Source organism: Gilliamella sp. ESL0232 (assembly GCF_013346885.1).
GTDB classification, from domain to species: Bacteria; Pseudomonadota; Gammaproteobacteria; order Enterobacterales; family Orbaceae; genus Gilliamella; species Gilliamella bombi.
In genome coordinates this window covers 161,577-185,993 of sequence record NZ_JAAEDW010000003.1, presented here as the reverse complement: position 1 = coordinate 185,993, position 24,417 = coordinate 161,577, and the positions used below count along the sequence as shown (strand labels likewise).

The window sequence follows — 24,417 nt, the reverse complement described above, 5'->3', positions numbered from 1 at the left end:
TTTTATATAATATGACATTTAAGCTATTTTTTTACCCAGCGCTGTAAATCTTTAGGGATAAAATGATCCATTTGTTGTAGTATAGTTCGATGATCTTCCGAAACAATTAATGTTTTATAAAAACTATCTCGAACAAAACCTTCATTAACTGCATGTTGCAAAAAATTAAGCATTGGTTGCCAAAATTCTAACACATTAAATAATGCAACGGGCTTTTCATGATAACCTATTTGCATTGCTGTCCAAACTTCAAAAACTTCCTCTAGCGTACCTGTTCCGCCGGGCATTGCAACAAAACCATCAGCAAGCTCAGACAGTCTTGCTTTACGTTGATGCATATTATCCACCACCTCTAAGCGCGTAATACCGTGGTGTGCAGTTTCGGCTTTGACTAAACGTTCAGGAATAATACCAATCACCTCACCGCCGTGCGCAAGTACTGTATTAGCAATAATCCCCATTAAACCTTTATTACCACCACCATAAATTAGCCGTCGATTTTGTTCTGCTAAAGTTTTGCCTAATTGTTCTGCTTGTGTACGATATTCTAATTGGCTTCCTTCGTTTGCTCCGCAAAAAATACAAATATTTTTTTTCATAAATGCTATTTTACCTGTTAATAATATATTTAATTATCTTAGCATATCTACAGATTAATTTGATTACAAGCTGAGCAGTTAATTCTATTTGCTGTTTTAGAGATTGACATTAGCGTTATATATAGTTAATATTCATCCCGTTAAGTGTTCCTCCATAGTTCAGTCGGTAGAACGGCGGACTGTTAATCCGTATGTCACAGGTTCAAGTCCTGTTGGAGGAGCCAATTTCTGAATTTATAAAACCTGCTTATGGCAGGTTTTTTTATATGCAACCCCTTCTGATTATTCGTTTTGTTATTACAGCAAATAGACCTAAATCCTAGTTTATTGAGTATGTATTTAGCCATTGCTAAATGGATTATTAGTTAAAATAAGATCAAAGCTTTGTGATAGTAAATTTTTGCTTTAGCATTGTGTTATTCTCGGCGCGGGGAAACAGCGTACAGCTGTTTTATGAACTAAATATAATAGCTCTAAAATCATACAAGAAACTAATTTAAGTTAAATAAAATAAAATAAAATAAACTTGCGAACAAGCTAAATTGTAATAACTAAGTTATATTTGTTTATCTAAGTTTTTAAGCATTTCGATGATCGGTCGATTGGCGTCAGGGAATTCGTCGGCATTCAGATCTTCTTGGTCAACCCAACGACTTGGTTGGCCTTCTTTAGCAAAAGGGACTCCATCCCATTCTTCAACTAAATACGCATGAATTGTGATATCGCGATCATCATAACTGTGTTTAAAGATATCTAAAAATTGAGCTTGGTGGATATGGATGTCAACTTCTTCAGCAATTTCTCGTTGTAAGGTTTGATATGGCGTTTCTCCGATCTCGATTTTTCCACCAGGAAATTCCCAAAAACCAGCAAGATGAGAGTCTTCACCGCGTTGGGTGATAAATATTTGACAATTTTGTGAACGAATAATACCTACAGCAATTTCAATATGTTTATTCATAATTCTATTTGCCTATGAGTAAAATTAGGGAAAGTTGTAACTTTCCCTTTCAACCTATTGTCGATCCTAATCGACGATTTAATTATCAACTTTATTTGATGATACTAAATTTTTTCTTTACTGAACAGCACCATGGCAATGTTTATATTTTTTACCTGAACCACAAGGGCATGGATCATTACGACCAACTTTGGCTTGAGTTCGTACTATTGGTTGCGAAGAAGTGCCTGCTGATAGTTCTTCATTTTCGCCATTTATACTTGCTACCGAATCATGGTTAGCTTGTTGTTTAGCCATTAGTTTTTCCATTTCTGCTAGGCGTTGGCGTTCAGCTTCGTCAACTTCTTCTTGTGAGCGAATTTGTACGCGACTCAAAATACCAATAACATCATATTTTAATGATTCTAGCATGTTAGCAAACATATTAAACGACTCACGTTTATATTCCTGTTTTGGATCTTTTTGTGCATAGCCGCGCAAATGAATACCTTGGCGTAAATAATCCATAGCTGCTAAATGTTCTTTCCAAAGCGTATCAAGTGTTTGTAACATAACACTTTTCTCGAAATGTCTAAATGCTTCAGCTCCAGCCATATTTTCTTTTTCTAAATATTTGTCTTGAGCAATTTGTAAGATTCGTTCACGCAATGTTTCTTCGTGCAGATTTTGCTCTTCATCTAGCCATTTTGCGACCGGTAAATCCAAATCAAAGTCTGTTTTTAGTGCAGTTTCAAGACCTGGTATATTCCACATATCTTCAATTGATTGTGGTGGAATGTATTGGTCAATTAGAGTGTTAAATACATCACCTCGAATTGAATCAATGGTATCTTTTATATCGGTATTATCAAGTAAGCCGTTTCGTTCTCGGTAAATTACTTTACGTTGATCGTTGGCGACATCATCATATTCAAGAAGTTGTTTACGAATATCAAAGTTGCGACTTTCAACTTTCTTTTGAGCATTGGCAATGGCTTTTGTGACCCATGGGTGTTCAATAGCTTCACCTTCTTTCATACCCAATTTACGCATCATATTACCCATACGATCAGAGGCGAAAATTCTCATCAATGGATCTTCCAGTGATAGATAAAAGCGTGAAGCGCCAGGGTCACCTTGACGTCCTGCACGACCTCGTAGTTGGTTGTCGATACGGCGTGACTCGTGACGTTCAGTACCTAAAATATAAAGTCCACCTAACTCAATCACTTCTTCGTGTTTTGTTTGCCAAGCTTGTTTCGCTTTTTCGATGTCTTCTTGTGTTGGATTTTCAATTTTTGCTATATCATTTTGCCAGTTACCACCGAGCATAATATCAGTACCACGACCAGCCATGTTGGTTGCAATAGTAACTGCACCTTTACTCCCTGCATTAGCAATGATTTCTGCTTCTTGAGCATGGAATTTAGCATTTAGGACATTATGTTTGATACCTGCTTTTTTAAATGCTTGTGAAACTAATTCTGATTTTTCGATTGATGCTGTTCCGACTAAAACAGGTTGACCGCGTTTTACACATTCTTGTACATCAGATACAATCGCATTTATCTTTTCCTTTTCGGTCATATAGACAAGGTCGGATTGATCTTTTCGTTGCATTGGGCGATTAGTTGGAATAACAATCGTATCTAAACCATAAATTTGATTAAACTCAAATGCTTCAGTGTCAGCAGTACCTGTCATGCCCGCTAGTTTTTCATATAAACGGAAATAGTTTTGGAAAGTAATTGAAGCCAGTGTTTGGTTCTCATTTTGGATTTTAACGTGCTCTTTTGCTTCAACAGCTTGATGTAAACCATCAGACCAACGTCGACCATCCATTGTTCTTCCAGTATGTTCGTCAACGATGATAATTTCGTTATCTCTGACAATATAATCAACGTCGCGATGGAATAGGTGGTGAGCGCGTAGGGCTGCATTAACGTGATGCATCAATACGATATTGCTTGGCGCATAAAGTGACTCATCACCTTTCATGATACCTTGTTTTATCAGTAATTCTTCAACTTTAACTAAGCCTCGTTCTGTTAAGTTAACTTGGCGTGATTTTTCATCAATTGAGAAGTCACCATCACCTTGGAACTGGTCAGAGTCTTCTTTTTCTTGACGGGTTAAGTAAGGAATGATTTTATCAACGCTAATATATCTGTCGGAACTATCTTCCGCTTGACCTGAAATAATCAGAGGTGTTCTTGCTTCATCAATTAAAATTGAGTCAACTTCATCGACTAAGGCGTAATGTAATGGACGTTGTACACGAGCATCTTTGGTAAATACCATATTATCGCGTAGGTAGTCGAAACCATATTCATTATTGGTACCATAGGTGATATCTGCGTTGTAAGCCTCACGTTTTATGTGTGCGGGCATATTTGGCAGGTTAATCCCTACAGTTAAGCCCAAAAATTCGAATAAAGGACGATTATTTTCAGCGTCTCGCTGCGCTAAGTAATCATTAACCGTAACAACGTGTACACCTTTACCTGTTAGTGCATTCAAGTAGGCAGGTAATGTCGCTGTTAAAGTTTTACCTTCACCCGTACGCATTTCAGCAATGCAACGTTCATTTAATACCATACCACCGATTAACTGCACATCAAAATGACGCATGCCAAATACACGTTTACTCGCTTCACGTACCACTGCGAAAGCTTCTTCCAAAATATCATCTAATTGGGTTCCAGAGGCAATCCTGTCTTTAAATTCTGTAGTTTTTGCTTTTAGTTCATCATCAGTTAATGCTTCCATGTCTGGTTCAAGTGCATTAATTTTTTCAACTCGTTTACGCATACTTTTTAATACGCGCTCATTGCGGCTACCAAATACTTTTGTCAATAATTTTAATAACATAACTTTTCTCTTGTTTTTTAATACGGATTTTAAGGCTTTTGCCTTGAATAAAAATTAGTTTTATTTGTGTGTAAATTCTAAGAGGTAGTTTTTGGTCCAGCTCGTATGCCGTTGTAAGGGGATAGTCGGATTGCCTTGCTAGGGGAAAGATCATCATAATTAGGCATTATTAAAAGTACTACAGTATGCTGTTTTTGGGAACATGCTAGTGTTTGTGACTTTCTTTGTGCTGTTTCTCTGTGATCTTGTACAATGGATGTAATAGCAATAATTCCACTGTGCGAAACATCAGATTCCGATGGAAGCGCTTCGTTTTGACATAAACCAAACCCAGCAGCAATCACACCTAATAATAAGTGCGACAAAGCGGTTTTAATAATCAATCGTTTGCGGAGTTTTTGCCAATAGTTAATGACGATCATAATCTGTGCATTTTAGCATTTTTTAGCAAAAGAAAAAACCCTTATTACAAGGGGAATAATTTAATAAAAGGAATTTTAATAAGATGATAGGTTTATAAAAACTCGCTTTTTTTCGGTAATGATAAGCGAGTTTTTGTTAATTTAACTTCCCTTAATCCAACCATACTAAAAATTGAATCAAGGAAAGGAATAAAGGAAGAAATATTATTCCACCATTAATTGCCCCATCATGCCAGTTGTTTCATGTTCAATAATGTGACAGTGATACATGCGAAGCCCAGGAAGATTTTGCTGTATTTTGATGGTAAGTTTTTCGTGTGGTCGCAAATTAATGGTATCTTTTAAGGCAATATAATCAGGCTGAGTTTTTTTACCATTTAACTCGTGCGATTGTACAATAAATTGTGCGCCATGGATGTGGAAATTGTGATCCATATGGGAATTATTGAATATTGTCCATTCTTCAATATCGTGAATTTTGCTTTTTAGATCAATTCGCGACATGTCATGACGTTTACCATTAATTAAAAATAACACACCACCACGCGGCTCTTTCATATCCATCACTTCGGTATATTCCAGTAATTTATGGACGACAACAGGCCCCATATTAGGTAGTTGGTTTAATGTGTTTGGTAAGGTGATTGGATCGGATTTAGTCAGTGTTAACTCACCTAATATTATATCTTGTTCTGGTGGTACATTGCCCATTTTATTGCGATCATAACCGATTGATTGTAAATATACAGTACCAGTTTGTTTTGGTATTATGACTAATTCAGCACGTTCAGCCGGAGTTAATAATAAGGGTTTGGTAAGCAGATAGGGTTTAGCTAATAGTCCACCATCAGTGCCAACTAAAAAAACATCGCAGTTAGGGATAGAAAGATTGAGATATCGACCTGAACACGAATTCCATACTCGGATATGTGTGGCTGAATCTATTTTGATTTTTGGGCGGTAACTGCCATTTATCAATACAAATTGGCCTTCGCGTCCATTCATCCAATCAACCATTGAATTATCAGCAATTTGGCCTTTGTCGGTTAATTTTAAGTCAGAAAAGAACCAATTTTGTTCAGGGAACGATGCAAGTGGATCGTGTTTGCTACGAACAATAAATGTACCAGCTAAACCTCGATAAACTTGTTCTGCTACTGTATTGTGTCCGTGAGGATGATACCAATAAGTGCCAGCCGTATCTTTAGGAATGGTAAACTCATAAGTTCGACTGCCTCCTGCTGGAATTTCGTTTTGTGGGTTGCCGTCTTGATCAGATGGAATGAGCAAGCCGTGCCAATGAATTGTCGTTGATTGAGTAAGTTCATTTTTTACAGTGATTTTAACATGGTCTTCTTCAAATACTTCAATTTTCGGACCAGGTATCATTCCATTATAGGTCCAAAATTCCGTGGTTAAATCTGGCGTTAATGCAATTTTGGTTGGTTTTATATGTAATGTTGCTTCAAAAATACCTTTTTGCTTGCTCTCATTTTTTAAGTTGGTCAAAGTTGGTAGATCCATTCCTTGTGGTAGTGCTGAAGTCGATAAAAGTTTTTGCGGCATTTGATTGTGATTCATGTCCATATTCATGTGTTGGTGCATATTATCCCCCTTTTGACATTCATCAGAATGAGTATCACACATTGTGTCATGCATATTATTGTGCCCCATTTGGGCTATAGCTTTAGTTGCGACCAATCCACCGATAGCTGTGGTAATATTTATCAAAAAATTTCGGCGTTTCATGATGTTCCTCAAAAATAGTTAAGTTTAACAATAACCTGATGGTTATACTGATAAAACAAATATCAATATAATTCAGTTATTACGTGTTGTGTTACTTACTGCTTTTATTTACATAAATCAATTAAACAGCTTGCGGCGGTCTTAACTCTGGAATAAATTCGTTATATTGTAGAATAGGCTTAATGGGCAGATATCGTTCACTGCTAGACGAAATATAAAGTTTTGTAGGAAAATGAGAATTTAAAATATTACAGGTTAAACACTGATGAAACAAAGCACAAGATGATATGATTGTGTTTTTTCGCAAAACCAAAACTGGCTCGTTAGAAATAGATTCGTGTTTAGGTGTTAATTCAGATGTGGAATGAGCAGAATGACAAGTTAAAGTTGGTGATAATAGTAAGTTAGATAAATGCCATGAAGAATAACTAAACCAAAATAGTATTGATGCTAATACAATTATCAGGCAAATTGGTTTATTTTTGGGTGTTATAGGCATCTTGATATCTCGCTATTTTTTGTAAAATAAATAATAGCCCTACTTAAAGTTTAAATATCACCTTGATATAACTAGTTTAATTTAATTGTATTGATTTGTCGACTTGTCTATTAATATATTAAAAATACTAAAATTTTAAGTTAATGTGTAAAAAAATAAGATAATTATGACGTGTTCTGGTATGATATTTATCAATAATAATTGGCAAATAATATTGATATGAAGATTCTTTTTGGTGTTCAAGGAACAGGAAATGGCCATGTCAGTCGTTGTAGAACTTTAGCTAAAGCATTAAAAAAAGCTGGAGCTGATGTTGATTATATTTTTAGTGGACGTGACCCTAAAGACTATTTTGATATGCAAGTTTTTGGTGATTATAAGACTTATCGAGGTGTCACCTTTGCAACACTAAATGGTAAAATTAATTTTCGTAAAACCATACAACGAATTCGCGCTTTCAGGCTGATTAAAGACGTGCGGGAACTCGATTTATCAAAGTATGATTGTATTATTAGTGATTTTGAGCCAGTCACTGCTTGGGCCGCACATCATCAGCAACGTGACTGTTTAGGTATAAGTAATCAGGCCGTATGCCAATATCTTAAACCTAAAGAATATGGGTTAGTTGCCAATGTAATTATGAAATATTATGCGCCAGTTACTAAGCCTATTGGTTTGCATTGGTTTCATTTTGGGCATAAGTTATTGCCACCGATGATTGATTCATTTAATGACACACCAACAGAAGATGGCAGCATTGTGGTTTATTTGCCGTTTGAAGGTATAGATGAAATCATTGGTATGTTAAAACAATTTCAAGATCATCAATTTATCTGTTTTCACCCAGATATAAAGCAAGAATCGCAACGAGGTAATATTAATTTTCAACCTCTTAGTCGTGATAGTTTTACGCAAGCTTTAGTCAATTGCTCTGGCATTATTTCAAATACGGGCTTTGCATTGATTTCTGAAGCATTAACGCTTGGTAAAAAGATTCTTACTAAGCCTGTGGCAGGTCAATTTGAACAAATTTATAATGCTCAATGTTTACGATCTCTTGATATGGCAACGGTTATGGAAAGTTTAAACTGTATCAAACTTAAGTATTGGTTAGATTTACCTTCACCAAAACCAATAATATACCCTGATGTTGCTACAGAATTGTCTAATTGGATCGTTGCTGGACAAAAAGAGTCGTTACTTTCTTTAAGCGAACGACTTTGGAGTCAAACTATCTTTCCTGAGCATGTCAATCAGCGAATAAAATCTTTAGGGTATGTGTAAAGGAACGGATATGATATTAAGTATTATTGTAGCCATGGCCGATAATCGTGTAATTGGCTTAAATAATCAAATGCCTTGGCATTTACCTGCAGATTTGGCATGGTTTAAAAAAAATACACTTAATAAACCCGTTATTATGGGAAGGAAGACATTTGAGTCTATTGGTCGTCCACTACCAAATCGTCATAATATTATTATTTCAAAGCAAGCACCAAGTGAATGTAATTCAACTCAAAATGTAAGCTGGGTTCAATCAATTGATGCCGCCATAGTGTTAGCCCAAGAACAGAATGTTGATGAGGCATTTATTATTGGTGGTGGTAATATTTATAAGCAGACTTTACCGTTAGCAAATCGACTTTATTTAACGCACATAGATGCGGAACTACAGGGGGATACCCATTTCCCTGATTATTCACCTGAGCAATGGCAAGTTATTTATCAAGAAGGACACCAACCTGACGATAAAAATAGCTATTCATATCAGTTTGAAATTTTAGAGAGAAAGCAATAAATATTAAACTTAATTGCCACTAAAAAAGTGGCAATTTAACATGTTAATTAACCTTGAAAACGTTTAGCTTTAATAACATCGGGTAGTTGTTTTATTTTATTGAGCACTCGATTTAACGAATCTTGATCAAAAATTTCCATATCTACGTCGATAGTGGCTAATTGTTGCTTCATATCTGAACGGCTCATTAAACCAAGAACATTAACCTTTTCATTAGCTAAAATCGTGGTGATATCTCGCAATAAACCACTTCGATCGTTGGCAACAATCTTTATCACCATGGTATAACTTGATTGGGTATTGTTGTTCCAAACAGCGTGAGTAATACGTTCAGGCGCATGATTTTTAAGGTCTTGCAATTGCTCACAATCAGCTCGGTGAATTGAAATACCTCGCCCATGAGTTACAAACCCCACAATTAGATCGCCAGGAATAGGGCGGCAACAGTTTGCAATGGTATACATTAAGTTACCCACACCCTCAATAATAATTTCACTGCCTTTTTTGTTGTTGAATTTATTAGTATTTTTAGATTGTATATTCGTTTTTTGGGCAATCTGTTTTAATGCTGCTTCATCTTCCTCTTCAGCAGTTGGTTTATTAAATTGTGCATTGATAAAATTAACTAATTGATTAATCCTTACATCACCACTACCAATACCTGCTAATACCTCGTCAAATGAATGAGCGTTATATTTATTAATTAAGATTTTTTCGACACTTTTTATACTAATGTTTAAAGGTTCAAGTTCACTTTGTAAAATTTGCTCACCTGCGGCGATATTTTTATCGCGATCTTGCTTTTTAAACCAGGCTTGAATTTTAGCTCTGGCACGACTACTATTAACGAATCCTGTATTCGGATTTAGCCAATCTCGACTAGGATTTGGCTGTTTTTGGGTAATGACTTCAACTTGATCGCCCATTTTTAAATTATAGGTAAATGGTACAATTCGCCCGCCTACTTTGGCTCCAATACAGCGGTGACCCACATCGCTATGTATATGATAAGCAAAATCAAGTGGAGTTGACCTAGCAGGCAAGTCAACAACATCACCTTTAGGCGTAAAAACATAAACTCGGTCATCAAAAATTTGGCTACGAACGGCTTCTTGTATTTCACCACTTTCCGACATTTCTTGTTGCCATGTTAATAATTTACGCAACCAAGAAATTCGTTGATCATAAGCTGTCATTTTGTCGGTACTGCCTTCTTTATATTTCCAATGTGCAGCAATACCTAGTTCAGCCTCATTGTGCATTTTTTCAGTACGAATTTGAATTTCGATTGCTTTATCTTGTGGACCATAAACAACAGTATGGATCGATTGATAACCATTTGGTTTAGGATTTGCTACATAATCGTCAAATTCTTTTGCGATATGTTTATAATGGCTGTGGACAATACCTAATGCATTATAACAATCTTCAATACGATCGCAGATAATGCGCACAGCACGAATATCATATAAATCTTCGAATTGAAGGTGTTTACGCTCCATTTTTCGCCATATACTATAAATATGTTTAGGACGACCGTATACCTCAGCTCGAATATGATCTTGATTCATCAAATCTTGTAAATGGCTTACAAATTGTTTGATGTACAGTTCACGATCTAATCGTTTTTCTTGCAATTTTTTTGCTATTAATCGATATTCATCTGGATGTAAATAGCGGAAGCAGAAATCTTCTAGCTCCCATTTTAATTGACCTATGCCTAAACGGTTGGCTAAAGGCGCATAGATGTTAAAACATTCTTTAGCTGCAAGGACCTGTTCTTCTTGAGGTGCATTGATTAAATTACGTAAGTAGGTAATGCGTTCTGCCAATTTAATCACTACACTTCTGAAGTCATTTACCATCGCTAGTAGCATTCGGCGAATACTATCAATTTGTTCGGAAGTAGCACTGCCGTTACGAATTGCTCGTAATTGGCGAATTTCTTTCATCCTAACAATACTAGAAATAATATGAGAAATTTCACGATCAAAATCTTCTGGAATATCTTCTCGGCGAATAATTTTGCTATCAACAAAAGGAAGCAATAAAGCCGCACATAAACTATTAATATCCATATTAAGTGTCGATAGAATTTCGACCATTTCTATCGCATTTTGGAAACAGAAAATTTGCTCTGATGCACCTGCGCTGTTTTCAAAACAAAAGTCCCAAACTTCTCTAAACTTCTTATAAGATGCAGGATTAGTTAATAACAATTCTTGTTTTACCCATTGTTCTACATCAAATTGAGCAAGGGAATAGTGTTCTTCACTATGTTGGTGTGCGCCTCTAATAGATACCATAACTTATGTTCCTGATTTTATTAGCAACAACATTGATTCAATGTGTTTGGTTTGCGGAAACATATCTAAAATAGCAATTTGAGCAATTTGATATCCTGCATCGATAAGTTGTTTACTATCTCGAGCTAGTGTAGCAGGATTACACGATATATAAACAATTTTTGATGGTGCTAATTTTGCAATTTCTATTGTTGCATTAAACGCTCCTGCTCTTGCTGGATCTAATAATACTTTATTATAATTATATTGTGATTGACTCCATATCGAAAATTGTTGAGTATCATCTAAATTGCTGGTTAAAAAATTAGTTTCCGCACAAATCTCAGTATTATTTAATATAGCGTTGAATTTTGCTTTTTCAACCAAGGTATCAACACCTTCAACTCCCGTTACAGTTTTACTTAATTTTGCTATAGGTAACGAAAAATTGCCCATTCCGCAAAACAGATCTAAAACCCGATCTGTTGGTTGTAAAGTTAGCCAGTTAAGCGCCTGTTCGATCATCTTTTGATTAATTTTACAATTTACCTGAATAAAATCTAGAGGGCTGAATGTTAATTTTAAATGATTAATTAAATAAAAATGCTCAGTATTACCGGCAATATGTATTAAATCATCGCCGTGAAAATAAAGTGAAATATTGTTATTTTCGGCAAATTCTTTTAATAGGTTAACATCATGATTGCTTAGAGGCATAGTGTGCCTTAAAACAAGAATAATACCACTATCGACCGAAATTAGTTCAACGTGACCCAGTACTTTTTTCTGTTTTATGTTATTGAGCATGCTTTGTAATGGCGCTAGCAATGAATCTAATTCGTCAACTAATATCGGACAATGTTTGATATTGATTATTTGATTGGATTCTGCTTGGCGAAATCCAATTGCTAATTGGCCTTTAACGATATTAATTGAAAGTCTTGCACGTCGACGATAATGGTAAGATTGATCGGCAATAATTTGCGGTGAATTTTTAACGATATTTGTTAAAGGTTGTCCTGTCTCTTTTTGTAATAGATTTATCAACGCATCATATTTTGCTTGTTGTTGCATCTGTGGTGCAATATGTTGTAGCTCACAACCTCCACATTGTTGATAATATTCACATAAAGGTTTAACGCGGTATTTGCTTTGATTATGATATCTAATGACTTTAGCTTTAGCGTAATTTTTCTTATTTTCAGTTAACTCAATATCAACGGTTTCATCAGGCAAGGCTGATTTTACAAAAATTGTTTTACCTTTATGATTGGTCACGCCTTGCCCAAAAGCATCTAAAGATGAAATAGTTACTGTCAATTTTTGTGGTGTGAACTTTTTTCTTTGTGGAGTGTAAAAATTAACCATAGACGTTTTTATTTATGTTAAGCGTTTTAATAAAGCTGTTTTGACATGTAGTGGTACTAAATTTGTTATATCACCGCCATGGTAGGCAACATCTTTTACTATTGTCGATGAAATAAATCCCATTGCAATTGATGGCATTAAAAAGATAGTGTCTAAATCAGATTTTAATGCACGATTCATTTCGGCAAGTTGCCTTTCGTATTCAAAATCGTGTGTTGTACGAACGCCTCGAACGATAACTGTGGCATTATGGGTTTGTGCAAAATTAGCCATTAAATTGTCAAAGCCAATAACTTCGACATTGAGTAAATGTTCAACTGCTGTTGATGCTAAATTCACGCGTTCTTCTAGATTAAAGAGTGTTTTTTTATTAGGATTTTCGGCAATAGCAACAATTAATCGAGGAAACAGTAACGAAGCTCGTGTAACAAGATCAATATGACCATTAGTAATGGGATCAAAAGTACCCGGGAAAATAGCAGTTAAACTTTTGCTTTTCATATTTAATATTATCCATTAGGTATGATGACTGTATCATACCTAATTTTACTTAGGATTGTTAGTTTAACCATGCAAAATTCTTTTGCTCAATTTGTTAGATTTCTAGTAATGTAAATATGAAAAAGCTAGATATTATTAATATACAGCAATAATTAAGTCAAACAACTTATTGATTTATAAAAAATTGGTAAGCAGTGTAATGTTCATATATTTGTTCTGGTTGTAAAAAGCAGCTTGGTTGTGGCCAGTCAGGATGATTAGGGCTGTCTGGTAAAAATTGGCTTTCTAATGCTATGCCAGCAAAATTTCCATATTCACCATTATGCCGGTTTGGTGTATGTTGTAAAAAGTTACCTGTATAAATCTGTAATGACGGTTTGGTTGTAGTAACATTCATTGTTACTTTTTTATCAGATGAAATGAGTTGAGCGGCTATCGCTTTGGTTTTATCTAATAAATAAGCATGATCATAACCACCAGTTATTTGCCTTTCTGCGCTTTCAAGCAGTTTTTCCGATAAAAGTTTTGGTTGACGTAAATCCATATCGTGCATGGCAACACTAGCTAAGCTCTTATTAGGGATACCATTGGCATTAACTGGCTAACTAATAGTTAGCATTTACTTTTAATCTGTGATTAAGTATATTCTTGCTTATTTCACCATCTAGATTAAAGTAAGCATGATTAGTCAAATTCACTGGCGAAGTTTTTGTTGTAGTTGCATTAAACAAGATAATTACTTGATTGTCATCGGTGAGTTTATACGTTACTGTTACATTCAGCTCACAAGGAAACCCCTGATCACCATCAGGTGAAATCAAAAGGAAGGTCACTTGCTGATCGGAGCAAGATTGAATTAACCATAATTGTTTATCGAAGCCTAATTTTCCGCCGTGTAATTGATTTACACCTTGATTCGCAGTGAGATAATATTGTTTATTGTCAATATTAATAGTAGCATTGGCAATACGGTTAGCATATCGGCCTATTGTAGCACCTAAATAGGCATCCTGCTGTTGGTATTGTTCAAGTGAGCGACAGCCGAGTAGCACTTCACGAGTCTGTCCATTAACGGGCAATTCACAGGAAAGTCATGTAGCTCCCCAGTTTGAAAGTTTTATTCGCATTCCTTGTTTATTGGACAGTTCAATAATTTGCGTTATAGGCATATCGCGTGTGCTCCTTCACTTGGTTTACAGACATAAAAATCTTCTTTAATACCAAATTTTTTAGCATAACTATCGCTAACAACGGTTTTAACAGCATCAACTTTATCTTTTGGTACTATTGCCACAACACAACCACCAAAGCCACCGCCTGTCATGCGAACACCGCCTTGTTCACCAATTACACCGTGAATTATTTCAACTAGATAATCAATAGCGGGGACTGTAATTTCAAAATCATCACGCATTGAATTGTGACTCTGTGCCATGAGTTTTGATAATAATTTATAATCACCATCTGTAAGAGCTTGTGCTGCCTTTAGTGTGCGCTCATTTTCAGTGATTACATGATGAGTTCGTTTAAAGACAATTGGATCGAGCGTGTTTTCAATATGTTGTAATTCAGTTAAGGACGCGTCTCTTAAGGCTTTTACCCCAAGGGCTTGTGCTGCTTCACACTGTTTACGTCGAGTATTATATTCACTATCAACTAATCCTCGTTTGATATTTGAATTGATGATAACTACAGCAAAATCTTTAGGAATTGAGACTGGTTTAACTTCTAATGAACGACAGTCAATTAATAATGCATGTTGGCTTTTTCCAAGGGCAGATATTAGTTGATCCATAATGCCACAATTGCAACCAACAAATTGGTTTTCGGCCTCTTGACCAATTAAGGCTAACTTGGTGCCATCTAAAGCTAAGTTGTAAAGAACTTGGAACATTTTAGCTACCGCAACCTCTAGAGATGCTGATGAACTTAGTCCTGCTCTTTGAGGAACGTTTCCACTAATAGCAAAATCGACGCCATGGATATTATTTGCATATTTTTTTAAGTGCTTTACCACCCCACGTATGTAGTTAGCCCACATATAATCCAGATGTTTTTCAATAGGAGAATCTAAAGAAAATTCATCTTGTTGATTATCATAATCAACCGCAATAACTCGAACAAGATTATCTGAACGTTTGTGACAACTTATTATCGTTTGATAATCGATAGCACAAGGTAAAACAAAACCATCATTATAATCGGTATGCTCGCCAATCAAATTTACACGACTAGGGGCTTGTATAAGTATATCGGGTTTATAATCAAATTTAGATTCAAATGCTTGTGTAGTTACTTTGATTAATGCGTTCATCTATTTATCCTTTTTGTCTTTATAATGCACATCACTAACGTTACGTAATCTTTCAGCTGCTTGCTCTGGGGTTAAATCACGTTGTACTTCGGCTAACATTTCGTAACCTACCATAAATTTTTTTACTGTAGCGGAACGTAATAAAGGGGGATAAAAATGTGCATGTACTTGCCAATAATCATTTTTATCTTGCATAAATGGCGCACCGTGCCAGCCCATAGAGTATGGGAAAGAACAATGAAATAAATTATCATAGCGACTCGTTAATTTTTTGAGCGCAATAGCTAAATCACTTTGTTGTTCGTCATTTAATTGGGTTAATTGTGGGATGTGAATTTTTGGTAATAATAATGTTTCAAATGGCCATATTGCCCAAAAAGGAACAGCGGCAAGCCAATACTTAGTTTCTACAACGATTCGTTCACGATTAATAAGTTCCTTTTTAGCATAATCAACCAATAAATTGCGATGATATTTTTCAAAGTAATTATGCATATTTAGATCTTCGCGCGCAATTTCATTCGGTAAAAAGCTATTTGCCCAAACTTGTCCATGCGGATGAGGGTTAGAGCACCCCATTGCTGATCCTTTGTTTTCAAATACTTGTATCCAAGGATAGTTTTCGCCCAACTCCTGCTGTTGTTCTATCCAAGTTTTAATTACTCCTTCAATTGCAGGTAAATCAAGTTCAGGTAATGTTTTACTGTGATCGGGTGAAAAACAGATAACTCGACTAGTACCTTTTGCGCTTTGCATTTAGAATAATGGATCGGCGTTTTTTGGTGATTCTGGAGTATTTTCCATTAATGCTGCAAAATCATTAGTAAAAACAAATGGTCCCTTATATTGGGGTTGATATCTCCTGTTACCCGTTTATTTCCTGGACACAAAAAGCAAGTTGGATCATAACTTGGTTTTTGCTCTTCGTTTAATACTTCTTGTTGTCCTTGCCATGGGCGTTTTGCCCTATGTGGTGAAACAAGTACCCATTGATTGGTCAATGGGTTGTAACGACGATGAGGATGGTCAACTGGGTTAAAAATATCCATTTTTGCCTCTTCTGTTAATTTTGTATGTTTTATAAAATGTATTATTAATCAGGATAGCCTTGAGGGTTATTTGATTGCCAATTCCATGAATCTTTTACCATGTCATCAAGCGTGAGTTTGGTTTTCCAACCTAATATTTGCTCAGCTTTATTAGCATCAGCCCAGAATGCTGGTAAATCACCTGCTCGTCTTGGGGCAAAGTGCCAATTAAGAGGTTTTCCTGATGCTTTTTCAAAAGCTTTAATGACTTGTAATACGCTATAACCAACACCTGATCCTAAATTGTAAATATGCACACCAGCTTTGTTTTGATCGGTTTTGAGTGCAGCGATATGCCCATCGGCCAAATCAACAACATGTATAAAATCACGAACGCAAGTCCCATCTATTGTTGGATAATCATTACCAAAAACAGCTAATGACTCTCTTTTGCCTACAGCAACTTGGGTAATATAAGGCATAAGATTATTAGGAACACCAAGTGGGTCTTCGCCCATTAATCCACTTGGATGGGCTCCAACAGGATTAAAATAACGTAGTAAAGTTAGTGACCAATCGGGCTCAGCAAAGGCTAAGTCCATAATACATTGCTCAACCATTAATTTACTTTTTCCATACGGACTAGTAGGTAAACCTTGTGGTAATGTTTCAACATAAGGAACAGGGGCTAATTCGCCATAGACAGTGGCCGACGAACTAAATACTAACTGTTTAACGCCAGCAGCTCGCATTGCTTTCATAAGTACGATACTGCCGTAGACATTGTTTTCATAATATTCTAGCGGTTTGTGGACTGATTCACCGACTGCTTTTAAACCAGCAAAATGGATCACCGCTTTAATGTCATGTTCTGAAAAAATCTTAGTTAATAGTTTTTCATCGCATACATCGCCTTGATAAAAAATGACGGATTGCCCAGTAATTTTTTGTATTCTATCTAGTACTGATGCTTTACTGTTAAACAAATTATCAATAATAATTGGTGTGTAGCCAGATTTAATTAGTTGAACACATGTGTGACTTCCTATATATCCACAACCACCAGTTACTAATATTATTCATAATAAAACCTTCATCTAGTTTAATAATAGTTATAGTGAGTGTCTGCTAATTTTCAGACTCTTCACTGTTGTTATGTTTCCAAAGATCCCATGGTCCACGCCCTGATAATGTAAAGGATGAAATAAGCGTAAAACTAAATGCGATCAAGCCAAGGATTAAATATGCTCCTTCGAAACCTATTTTAACATACATTAACCCCGCAAAAGTGGACATAAACATGATAGATAATTGTTTTGCAAAACAAAATGCAATTAAGTAAACAGTTGCTGATAAGTGAATAGGGAAGTGTTTAGTAATATATTTAAATGCACCGACAAGTAATAAAGGTGCTTCGAACATATGTAGCGTTTTTAATATCACCACTTCAACAGCTGTGCTGGCAAATGCTGAGCCAGTAATACGAATGGACATGATAGCACCAGCAATGAGTAATGTATTTTTACTGCCTAATTTCATTACAATCAGAGGAGCAAAAAACATCACAGTGGCATTTAAAAATTCACCAAGCGTAGTTACATAGCCGAAAGCTTCACGACCCACTTGTTCGTTAGTAAAAAATGAGGTGAAAAAGTTTGCAAATTGTTGATCAAATACATCATAAGTACAAGCAACCCCCAACAATGTAAAGCATGAAAAACCATGTTTTACGCATACTAAGTAAATCAAGGGCAAGTTTTAGATTGAATGGCTTTGGTTTATTTAATCCCATTTGCTCAACAACTTCAGTCGTTGTGGTTTTTGCAGGATCGGCGATTTTAACTAAAATTAAAAGAATCAATGCAAATCCAGAACATAACCAAAAAACGGCATTGACATCTTTAGAAATCATAATTCCAACAAACGAAGCACATATAGCCCAACCAAAACAGCCAAACATGCGACAGCGACCAAATTCAAAACCACTACGTCGACTTATTTTTTCGACAAGTGCTTCAATAGCTGGTGCCCCCCACTAAATACCATACCAAGATAAAATCCACCAACAATTGCGCCCAAGGTGACATTTAATTTAAGTAATGGCCCTAAAACGAAGATAAAAAATGGACCAAATAGTACAAGAAGAAGTGTGATAACCCAAAGAAGATGTTTTTTTAATCCTAGTTTATCATAAATTAACCCGAACAAGGGTTGAAAAAAAAGCGCAAATAGTGAAATAAATGAAAAAACGTCCCCAGTATTTGCCTCATCAAGCCCATTCATTTTTAGCCAAACAGGAAAAAAAGGGCAGTATGCTCCCATAATAAAAAAGTACAGAAAGAAGTAGAGACTGAATATCAATAATTCTTATTACTTAGTGATGACTTTATTTTTTGATTCATAATGAACTTCCTTTGTTAGGCTTTAAATGACCACACAATCATTTAAAAAAACTTCTGTATGTATATGAACAGGTAAGTTATTTGTTGAGGCGATAATAGCACTAAAATAATTTTGAAAAAGTGATCTAGATAACATTTTATGAAATCGATTACATTTGATGTTAAATTAATTTTTGTTAAAAAGTTTCAGGTAATATGTGTTTGAGTATAATTTTTGTATTTTATGATGACAATAGTGCAAATTAAAGATCGGTAATCTACTAGATAGGAGGTTTAAAATAATTAATTGGAATAAAAATAAAATAAAACAAATAAAATGCAATTAATTATTGAAAACGATTACATATTATCTATCTACACTCTATTTAGCCTATTGTAATTGACTATGATTTAAGTAAGCTAAACAATTAACATTTATACTGAAACATATATCTACCTGAAACTTTTTGACAAGGAATTTTTTATTAATTAGTATTAGCTTAACTTTTTATTATTAATTTGTTTAATCTTAATTAAATTGGAAAAATTAGATAACCTAATGGTTAATTACCTAGTTTTAATTGATTTTATTCGTTCCTCAAAATCTGACCAATAATAATAACCATCATTATTAACAGAAGCATTTTCCAAATGAAGTTGATAATGTTGTGGTAAATTATTGTCATCAAGTGCTAGCCCGTTATGGAGTTGTTCAAAACTTTGATAAATATATTCGGCTTTAAAAAAGTATTCGCCTGTAGATAGGTGACGAAAACGCTGTAAAGCTACTTTTCCACCAATTGGGGTTATTTCAAATTGATTTGGTAGTTGGTAGTCTTTAAAGTCTAATGCCCCCAGTAATGAAGCGATAGTACTATCGTGTCCAACAAGTAAATTGACTTTACTATCTTGTAGCATAAGATCGTTTATCATGTTGATAATAAGTGCAGCTGAGTGTTTGGCAAGCGTCTTAGAATGGCAAACTAAATTTATATATTGATTACGAATTGCGCTAATTTGTTGCCACTGCTCTTGGCTAGTCAGTCTACCCCATGCAATTTGTTCTTTTGGAAAGGCTGAATAGTATTGCAATAAGAATGCATCAACGGCTGAAATACCTATCGCAAGTGGTCCGAGGAGTGCTGGTTCTTCATGTTTTTTAAAATAAAGTTCGGATGGAATATCGGCTAAATCGCATTTATATTCAGCATATAATTTTGAATGCTTATAATCTAAAATATCGGAAAGGATTTCATAAGCTGGTGCTAGGCTTTTAAAAATATTAGCTGCTTTGTCAGCTTCTTCAATATCACGCAATACCGCATTTTTAAACTCAGTTGAATCGTCTTGCAAGCTAGGATCGAAAATCGGATCCATTTTTTCAATGGCATATTTATGATGAATAGGAATATCATACCCAGCAAAGGCACCAGCTGTCATAAATTGAGCGGTCGCGACAGTTCTTTGCAGACTATTAGAATACACGAATAATTCAGTATTATGTTTTGATAATTTTATATTGTGTTTTTCAAGCCAAGTCGATAAATAGCGGCCAAAATAAACTTCTAATATTCCACCACGAGTGGTCAAATAACCATATGGATGATCCCATTTAGGCCATTTAAAGGGAGTCACTTTTTCTAAAAACTGCAAAGTATTTTGTAATGGTGTACGAATACCATGACGGCTAAGTATAACGATTTTATCTAATTGGTAATGGTTATTTTTCATTTTGTGATCCATCCTTGTTTATGTAAATAATCTAAAATAAAATCACGTTGTTCATTATTTATTGTATTTGCAATTTTATCACTCCAACCACCGGTTTTTTGATTAGTACTACGGTTTTGATAGTAATCACCTATTTGGGTATCATATTTTGCTAAAGTTGCATGATCAAGTGGTTGATATTGGTTTTCAAAAAAGAGAAGCTCTTTAGGTAACCTCGGTTTTATTTCTGGATTATGATCGGGGTAACCAAGGCAAAGCCCAAAAAGAGGAAGAACATATTTTGGTAACTCAAGTAATTGGGTTACTTTATCAAGATCATTTCGCAGTCCACCAATATACACAGCACCAAGTCCTAAGGATTCAGCCGCTATTACTGCATTTTGAGCCATAATTGCTGTATCAACACAGCCCAATAATAACTGCTCTGCTTTGCCAAGATTGAGTGTTGGATCAATTTGAAAATGACGATTAAAATCGGCGCAAAATACCCAAAATTCAGGAGCTTGGTTAACATATTTTTGATCACCAGCATAATGAGCTAGTTTTTCGCGTTTTTGAGGATCTGTAATACGAATAATTGTCGAACATTGAATAAAGTTAGAACTAGAAGCCGACTGTGCTGATCGAACTATAGACGCTATTTGTTCTTGAGTTAAACTAGTTGTTTTATAAGCACGAATAGAGCGGTGTCGACAAAGTAGATCGATGGTTTGATTTTGCATAGTGGCTCCTTAGCATAATTATTTGTTTACAAATTGAAGATCCCAAACGCCATGGCCTAAATTTTGACCTCGTTTTTCAAATTTAGTAATTGGTCTATCATCAGGTCTCGGAATATAGTCACCGCTTGGTGATAAATTTTCAAAACCTTCAGCTTGGGTTAAAACCTCTAACATATGTTCTGCATAATGTTGCCAATCGGTAGCTAGGTGCAAAATTCCACCTAATTTTAATTTTTGTCGAATTAACTGTACAAATTGGGGTTGAATAATGCGGCGCTTATTATGTCTTGCTTTATGCCAAGGATCAGGGAAAAAAATTTGTACTTTGTCTAATGTATGATCAGGGATCATATTTTCTAATACTTCAACAGCATCGTGACACATCACTTTTAAGTTTGATAATTGATTTTCTCCAATTGCCATCAAACAAGCACCAACGCCAGGTTTGTGGACTTCGATTCCTAAAAAATTCTTATCTGGTGCATTTTTAGCCATTTCAATTAACGAAGCACCCATACCAAATCCAATTTCAAGAACAACCTGTTTGTTAGAGTCAAAAACCATTGGTGAATTTGCATCATATTCAATACCAAATACCGGCCATAAATTTATTAATGCCTGTTCTTGGCCTTTTGTTAAACGACCTTGCCGTAAAACAAAACTACGAATGGTTCTTTTAGATTTGATATTTTCGTTATCTGAGTTTAATTGTTCGTTCATCACGTTATCTACTTTTGTTGTGGAATTTATTAAAGCCAAAGAATGGTTTGTTAGTTAGTTTACTCGATTTTGAGTTCACAGCAAAAGCATCTTATGGCCAAATTGTTTTATTTAATGATTTATAAAAATATATCAAATATTTTCAATATATTTTTATATTGTAGTTGAGCATAATCGATAAATGATTATATAATTATAGCCCCAGTTTAACCGATTACGAATAAAGTAATCATGAATACATGCTTGAGGATTTCTCGTGCCTGATATGAAGCTTTTTGCTGGTAATGCCACACCAGAACTAGCAAAACGTATAGCTAATCGTCTTTATACTTCTCTTGGTGACATTGTGGTAAGCCGTTTTAGTGATGGTGAAGTTAATGTCCAAATCAATGAAAATGTCCGTGGTGAAGATGTTTTTATTATTCAATCAACTTGTGCTCCTACCAATGATAATTTAATGGAATTATTAGTTATGATCGATGCAATGCGCCGAGCATCTGCTGGTCGTATTACTGCTGTTATTCCTTATTTTGGTTATGCAAGGCAAGATCGTCGAGTTCGTTCGGCTCGTGTACCTATTACTGCTAAAGTTGTTGCTGATTTTCTATCAACTGTTGGTGTCGATAGGGTATTAACCGTTGATCTTCATGCCGAACAAATTCAAGGCTTCTTTGATGTGCCTGTTGATAATGTATTTGGTAGCCCTGTTATTTTAGAAGATATGCTACAACGTGAGTTTGATCGCCCAATTGTTGTTTCCCCTGATATTGGCGGAGTGGTGCGTGCTCGTGCGATAGCTAAACTACTTAATGATACTGATATGGCAATTATTGATAAACGTCGTCAACGTGCCAATGAAGCAGAAGTGATGAATATTATTGGCGATGTTGCTGATAGAGATTGTATCTTAGTTGATGATATGATTGATACTGCTGGAACACTTTGTAAAGCAGCTGATGCTTTAAAAGCTCGAGGTGCCAAAAGAGTATTTGCTTATGCTACCCACCCGATATTTTCAGGTAAAGCAGTAAGTAATATTAAAAACTGTGCCATTGATGAAATTGTTGTTTGTGACACAATTCCATTAACGGCTGAAGTAAAAGCATTGAAAAATGTTCGCCAATTAACATTATCAGGTATGCTTGCTGAAGCAATTCGTCGAATTAGTAACGAAGAATCAATTTCAGCAATGTTCCATCAATAACCTATTTTATCATTGGTATAATGCCCCTTTTTTGGGGCATTTTTATCGATAAAATCTAGTGACAATAAAAATATTATGACAACGATAAAACTGATTGTAGGACTCGCCAATCCCGGAAATGAATATGCAGCAACAAGGCACAATGCAGGTGCGTGGTTTGTTGAGCAATTGGCTGAACGTTATAATCAATCATTAAAAAATGAACAAAAATTTTTTGGTTACACATCACGAATCAACATTTCAGGTCATGATGTACGTTTATTAGTTCCAACTACTTTCATGAATTTAAGTGGTAAAGCTGTTCAAGCTATGACGACATTTTACCAAATAAAGCCAGAAGAGATCTTAGTTGCACATGACGAACTCGACTTAAATCCCGGAATAGCTAAACTTAAGTTTGGTGGTAGTCATGGTGGGCATAATGGGCTAAAAGATATTGCTAGTAAATTGGGAAATAATTTAAATTTTTATCGGTTAAGAATTGGTATTGGACATCCTGGTGATAAAAATAAAGTTGTTGGTTATGTTTTAAATAAGCCATCTAAACCTGAACAGGAATTAATTGATAAAGCTATTGACGAATCTTTGCGTTGTACAGATATCTTATTGTCTGATGGGATAGACGTTGCAATGAACAAGTTACATGCTTTTAAAGCTTAGTTAAATTGTTGAATGTTTCAATAACGTAAAAATCAATAAATATCCACTTTAATAAAAAAATCCACCTAAAATATTAGGTGGATTTAATTGTCTTAATATACTCTTTTAAGAAAAAAGATGGGTTACATTACCACCTTTTTCAGCAATTTTTTTCATTACTTCTTTAATTAACCATGTATTCATTGCTGCGGTATCATCAGTATTGCCTGGATAATTCAGTTCTTTCGCTAAATTTTTCCGTGCATCTAAACTACTATCTATACCTAATAATTTCAATAGATCAACGATAGATGTTTTCCAATTAAGCGTTTCAGGGTGCTTTTTAGCTAAATTCTCAAGAATAGAGGAAACATCAACATTAGTTTCAGATGCGCTTTGCTCTACTTTATCTTGGACTTTCTCTGAACCACTCGATACTGTATTTTTAACAGATGCGGTGATATTTTCAACTTTATCCTTCACAGCATCAACAGCATTATCTACTTTTGCTTGAGCATTTGGAAATACTTTAGAAAAAATGTTATTTAAAATGTTCATATTACATCTCCTTTAAATTTAAACTGCTTTAAAAAAACTGCTTAACGATATAGATGTAGAAAAGATCACATTCAATATAGCGCTTAAA

19 protein-coding genes, 1 tRNA gene and 3 pseudogenes are annotated in these 24,417 nt (G+C 35.1%); 5 read left to right on the top strand and 18 right to left on the bottom strand.

Going from position 1 to position 24,417, the window contains the following annotated elements; genetic code table 11:
• Positions 1-23 precede the first annotated feature (23 nt).
• Positions 24-599, bottom strand: a complete 576-nt coding sequence (locus tag GYW75_RS05245) for an LOG family protein (RefSeq protein ID WP_174798686.1) — start codon at positions 597-599, stop codon at positions 24-26.
• 148 nt (positions 600-747) lie between these two features.
• Between GYW75_RS05245 and GYW75_RS05240 the strand changes: the two genes are divergently transcribed.
• Positions 748-823, top strand: a tRNA-Asn gene (locus GYW75_RS05240).
• A 332-nt stretch (positions 824-1,155) separates the two neighbouring features.
• Here the strand turns inward: GYW75_RS05240 and mutT are convergent.
• The 5 genes from mutT to GYW75_RS05215 form a co-directional block, all read right to left on the bottom strand.
• Positions 1,156-1,560 carry an 8-oxo-dGTP diphosphatase MutT gene (gene mutT / locus GYW75_RS05235; RefSeq protein ID WP_065589402.1) on the bottom strand — a complete coding sequence of 135 codons (405 nt, stop codon included), beginning with the start codon at positions 1,558-1,560 and terminating at the stop codon, positions 1,156-1,158.
• 117 nt (positions 1,561-1,677) lie between these two features.
• Positions 1,678-4,410, bottom strand: coding sequence for a preprotein translocase subunit SecA (secA, locus tag GYW75_RS05230; RefSeq protein ID WP_174798685.1), 2,733 nt, complete (start codon positions 4,408-4,410; stop codon positions 1,678-1,680).
• Between the two features lie 77 nt (positions 4,411-4,487).
• Positions 4,488-4,832, bottom strand: a complete 345-nt coding sequence (locus GYW75_RS05225) for a hypothetical protein (RefSeq protein WP_085164302.1) — start codon at positions 4,830-4,832, stop codon at positions 4,488-4,490.
• Positions 4,833-5,036: 204 nt separating this feature from the next.
• On the bottom strand, positions 5,037-6,581 hold the full coding sequence (locus tag GYW75_RS05220; RefSeq protein WP_174798684.1) for a multicopper oxidase family protein: 1,545 nt from the start codon (positions 6,579-6,581) through the stop codon (positions 5,037-5,039).
• Positions 6,582-6,702: 121 nt separating this feature from the next.
• Positions 6,703-7,080 (bottom strand): hypothetical protein, encoded by a 378-nt coding sequence (locus GYW75_RS05215; RefSeq protein ID WP_174798683.1) that lies wholly within the window; start codon positions 7,078-7,080, stop codon positions 6,703-6,705.
• Positions 7,081-7,299: 219 nt separating this feature from the next.
• Between GYW75_RS05215 and GYW75_RS05210 the strand changes: the two genes are divergently transcribed.
• Both GYW75_RS05210 and folA read left to right on the top strand, forming a co-directional pair.
• Positions 7,300-8,364 carry an MJ1255/VC2487 family glycosyltransferase gene (locus tag GYW75_RS05210; RefSeq protein WP_174798682.1) on the top strand — a complete coding sequence of 355 codons (1,065 nt, stop codon included), beginning with the start codon at positions 7,300-7,302 and terminating at the stop codon, positions 8,362-8,364.
• A gap of 10 nt (positions 8,365-8,374) precedes the next feature.
• Complete coding sequence (gene folA, locus GYW75_RS05205) at positions 8,375-8,878, top strand: type 3 dihydrofolate reductase (protein ID WP_174798681.1); 504 nt, start codon at positions 8,375-8,377, stop codon at positions 8,876-8,878.
• A 47-nt stretch (positions 8,879-8,925) separates the two neighbouring features.
• On the opposite strand, the gene relA is transcribed toward folA, so the two are convergent.
• The 11 genes and pseudogenes from relA to trmB form a co-directional block, all read right to left on the bottom strand.
• Positions 8,926-11,184 (bottom strand): GTP diphosphokinase, encoded by a 2,259-nt coding sequence (gene relA / locus GYW75_RS05200; protein ID WP_174798680.1) that lies wholly within the window; start codon positions 11,182-11,184, stop codon positions 8,926-8,928.
• Positions 11,185-11,187: 3 nt separating this feature from the next.
• On the bottom strand, positions 11,188-12,531 hold the full coding sequence (gene rlmD, locus GYW75_RS05195; RefSeq protein WP_174798679.1) for a 23S rRNA (uracil(1939)-C(5))-methyltransferase RlmD: 1,344 nt from the start codon (positions 12,529-12,531) through the stop codon (positions 11,188-11,190).
• A gap of 12 nt (positions 12,532-12,543) precedes the next feature.
• On the bottom strand, positions 12,544-13,032 hold the full coding sequence (gene coaD, locus GYW75_RS05190; RefSeq protein WP_174798678.1) for a pantetheine-phosphate adenylyltransferase: 489 nt from the start codon (positions 13,030-13,032) through the stop codon (positions 12,544-12,546).
• Between the two features lie 166 nt (positions 13,033-13,198).
• Positions 13,199-14,201, bottom strand: a pseudogene (galM, locus tag GYW75_RS12750) (galactose-1-epimerase).
• Entirely contained in the window at positions 14,192-15,346 is a 1,155-nt protein-coding gene (gene galK, locus GYW75_RS05180; protein ID WP_174798677.1) for a galactokinase, read from the bottom strand. The pseudogene galM and the gene galK overlap by 10 nt, the downstream one beginning before the upstream one ends.
• Positions 15,347-16,336, bottom strand: a pseudogene (galT, locus tag GYW75_RS05175) (galactose-1-phosphate uridylyltransferase); the annotation flags it as partial. It lies immediately after the preceding gene.
• 103 nt (positions 16,337-16,439) lie between these two features.
• Positions 16,440-17,453, bottom strand: a complete 1,014-nt coding sequence (galE, locus tag GYW75_RS05170) for a UDP-glucose 4-epimerase GalE (protein WP_174798708.1) — start codon at positions 17,451-17,453, stop codon at positions 16,440-16,442.
• Between the two features lie 49 nt (positions 17,454-17,502).
• Positions 17,503-18,735: pseudogene (locus tag GYW75_RS12640) on the bottom strand (oligosaccharide MFS transporter).
• Between the two features lie 587 nt (positions 18,736-19,322).
• The gene (locus GYW75_RS05160; protein WP_174798676.1) at positions 19,323-20,486 is read right to left on the bottom strand and encodes a histidine-type phosphatase; all 1,164 of its coding nucleotides are present in this window, start codon (positions 20,484-20,486) and stop codon (positions 19,323-19,325) included.
• A complete protein-coding gene (gene nfsA, locus GYW75_RS05155; protein ID WP_065609093.1) occupies positions 20,483-21,208 on the bottom strand; it encodes an oxygen-insensitive NADPH nitroreductase in 726 nt (241 codons plus the stop codon). The genes GYW75_RS05160 and nfsA overlap by 4 nt, the downstream gene beginning before the upstream one ends.
• Positions 21,209-21,226: 18 nt before the next feature.
• Entirely contained in the window at positions 21,227-21,931 is a 705-nt protein-coding gene (gene trmB, locus GYW75_RS05150) for a tRNA (guanosine(46)-N7)-methyltransferase TrmB (RefSeq protein WP_065561444.1), read from the bottom strand.
• Between the two features lie 253 nt (positions 21,932-22,184).
• Here trmB and GYW75_RS05145 point away from each other — a divergent pair, with 253 nt between their 5' ends.
• Together GYW75_RS05145 and pth are read left to right on the top strand one after the other, a co-directional pair.
• Positions 22,185-23,132, top strand: a complete 948-nt coding sequence (locus tag GYW75_RS05145) for a ribose-phosphate pyrophosphokinase (protein ID WP_034915766.1) — start codon at positions 22,185-22,187, stop codon at positions 23,130-23,132.
• A 75-nt stretch (positions 23,133-23,207) separates the two neighbouring features.
• On the top strand, positions 23,208-23,792 hold the full coding sequence (gene pth / locus GYW75_RS05140) for an aminoacyl-tRNA hydrolase (protein ID WP_174798675.1): 585 nt from the start codon (positions 23,208-23,210) through the stop codon (positions 23,790-23,792).
• A 105-nt stretch (positions 23,793-23,897) separates the two neighbouring features.
• Here the strand turns inward: pth and GYW75_RS05135 are convergent, their stop codons facing one another.
• Positions 23,898-24,329 carry a DUF3597 domain-containing protein gene (locus GYW75_RS05135; protein ID WP_174798674.1) on the bottom strand — a complete coding sequence of 144 codons (432 nt, stop codon included), beginning with the start codon at positions 24,327-24,329 and terminating at the stop codon, positions 23,898-23,900.
• Positions 24,330-24,417 lie beyond the last annotated feature (88 nt).

Coding starts and splice junctions, on each gene's coding strand:
- folA (WP_174798681.1), top strand. CDS start 8,375: ATGATATTAAGTATTATTGTAGCCATGGCCGATAATCGTGTAATTGGC.
- GYW75_RS05215 (WP_174798683.1), bottom strand. CDS start 7,080: ATGCCTATAACACCCAAAAATAAACCAATTTGCCTGATAATTGTATTA.
- relA (WP_174798680.1), bottom strand. CDS start 11,184: ATGGTATCTATTAGAGGCGCACACCAACATAGTGAAGAACACTATTCC.
- GYW75_RS05135 (WP_174798674.1), bottom strand. CDS start 24,329: ATGAACATTTTAAATAACATTTTTTCTAAAGTATTTCCAAATGCTCAA.
- mutT (WP_065589402.1), bottom strand. CDS start 1,560: ATGAATAAACATATTGAAATTGCTGTAGGTATTATTCGTTCACAAAAT.
- coaD (WP_174798678.1), bottom strand. CDS start 13,032: ATGAAAAGCAAAAGTTTAACTGCTATTTTCCCGGGTACTTTTGATCCC.
- GYW75_RS05245 (WP_174798686.1), bottom strand. CDS start 599: ATGAAAAAAAATATTTGTATTTTTTGCGGAGCAAACGAAGGAAGCCAA.
- GYW75_RS05160 (WP_174798676.1), bottom strand. CDS start 20,486: ATGAAAAATAACCATTACCAATTAGATAAAATCGTTATACTTAGCCGT.
- secA (WP_174798685.1), bottom strand. CDS start 4,410: ATGTTATTAAAATTATTGACAAAAGTATTTGGTAGCCGCAATGAGCGC.
- GYW75_RS05225 (WP_085164302.1), bottom strand. CDS start 4,832: ATGATCGTCATTAACTATTGGCAAAAACTCCGCAAACGATTGATTATT.
- GYW75_RS05210 (WP_174798682.1), top strand. CDS start 7,300: ATGAAGATTCTTTTTGGTGTTCAAGGAACAGGAAATGGCCATGTCAGT.
- galK (WP_174798677.1), bottom strand. CDS start 15,346: ATGAACGCATTAATCAAAGTAACTACACAAGCATTTGAATCTAAATTT.
- rlmD (WP_174798679.1), bottom strand. CDS start 12,531: ATGGTTAATTTTTACACTCCACAAAGAAAAAAGTTCACACCACAAAAA.
- pth (WP_174798675.1), top strand. CDS start 23,208: ATGACAACGATAAAACTGATTGTAGGACTCGCCAATCCCGGAAATGAA.
- GYW75_RS05220 (WP_174798684.1), bottom strand. CDS start 6,581: ATGAAACGCCGAAATTTTTTGATAAATATTACCACAGCTATCGGTGGA.
- nfsA (WP_065609093.1), bottom strand. CDS start 21,208: ATGCAAAATCAAACCATCGATCTACTTTGTCGACACCGCTCTATTCGT.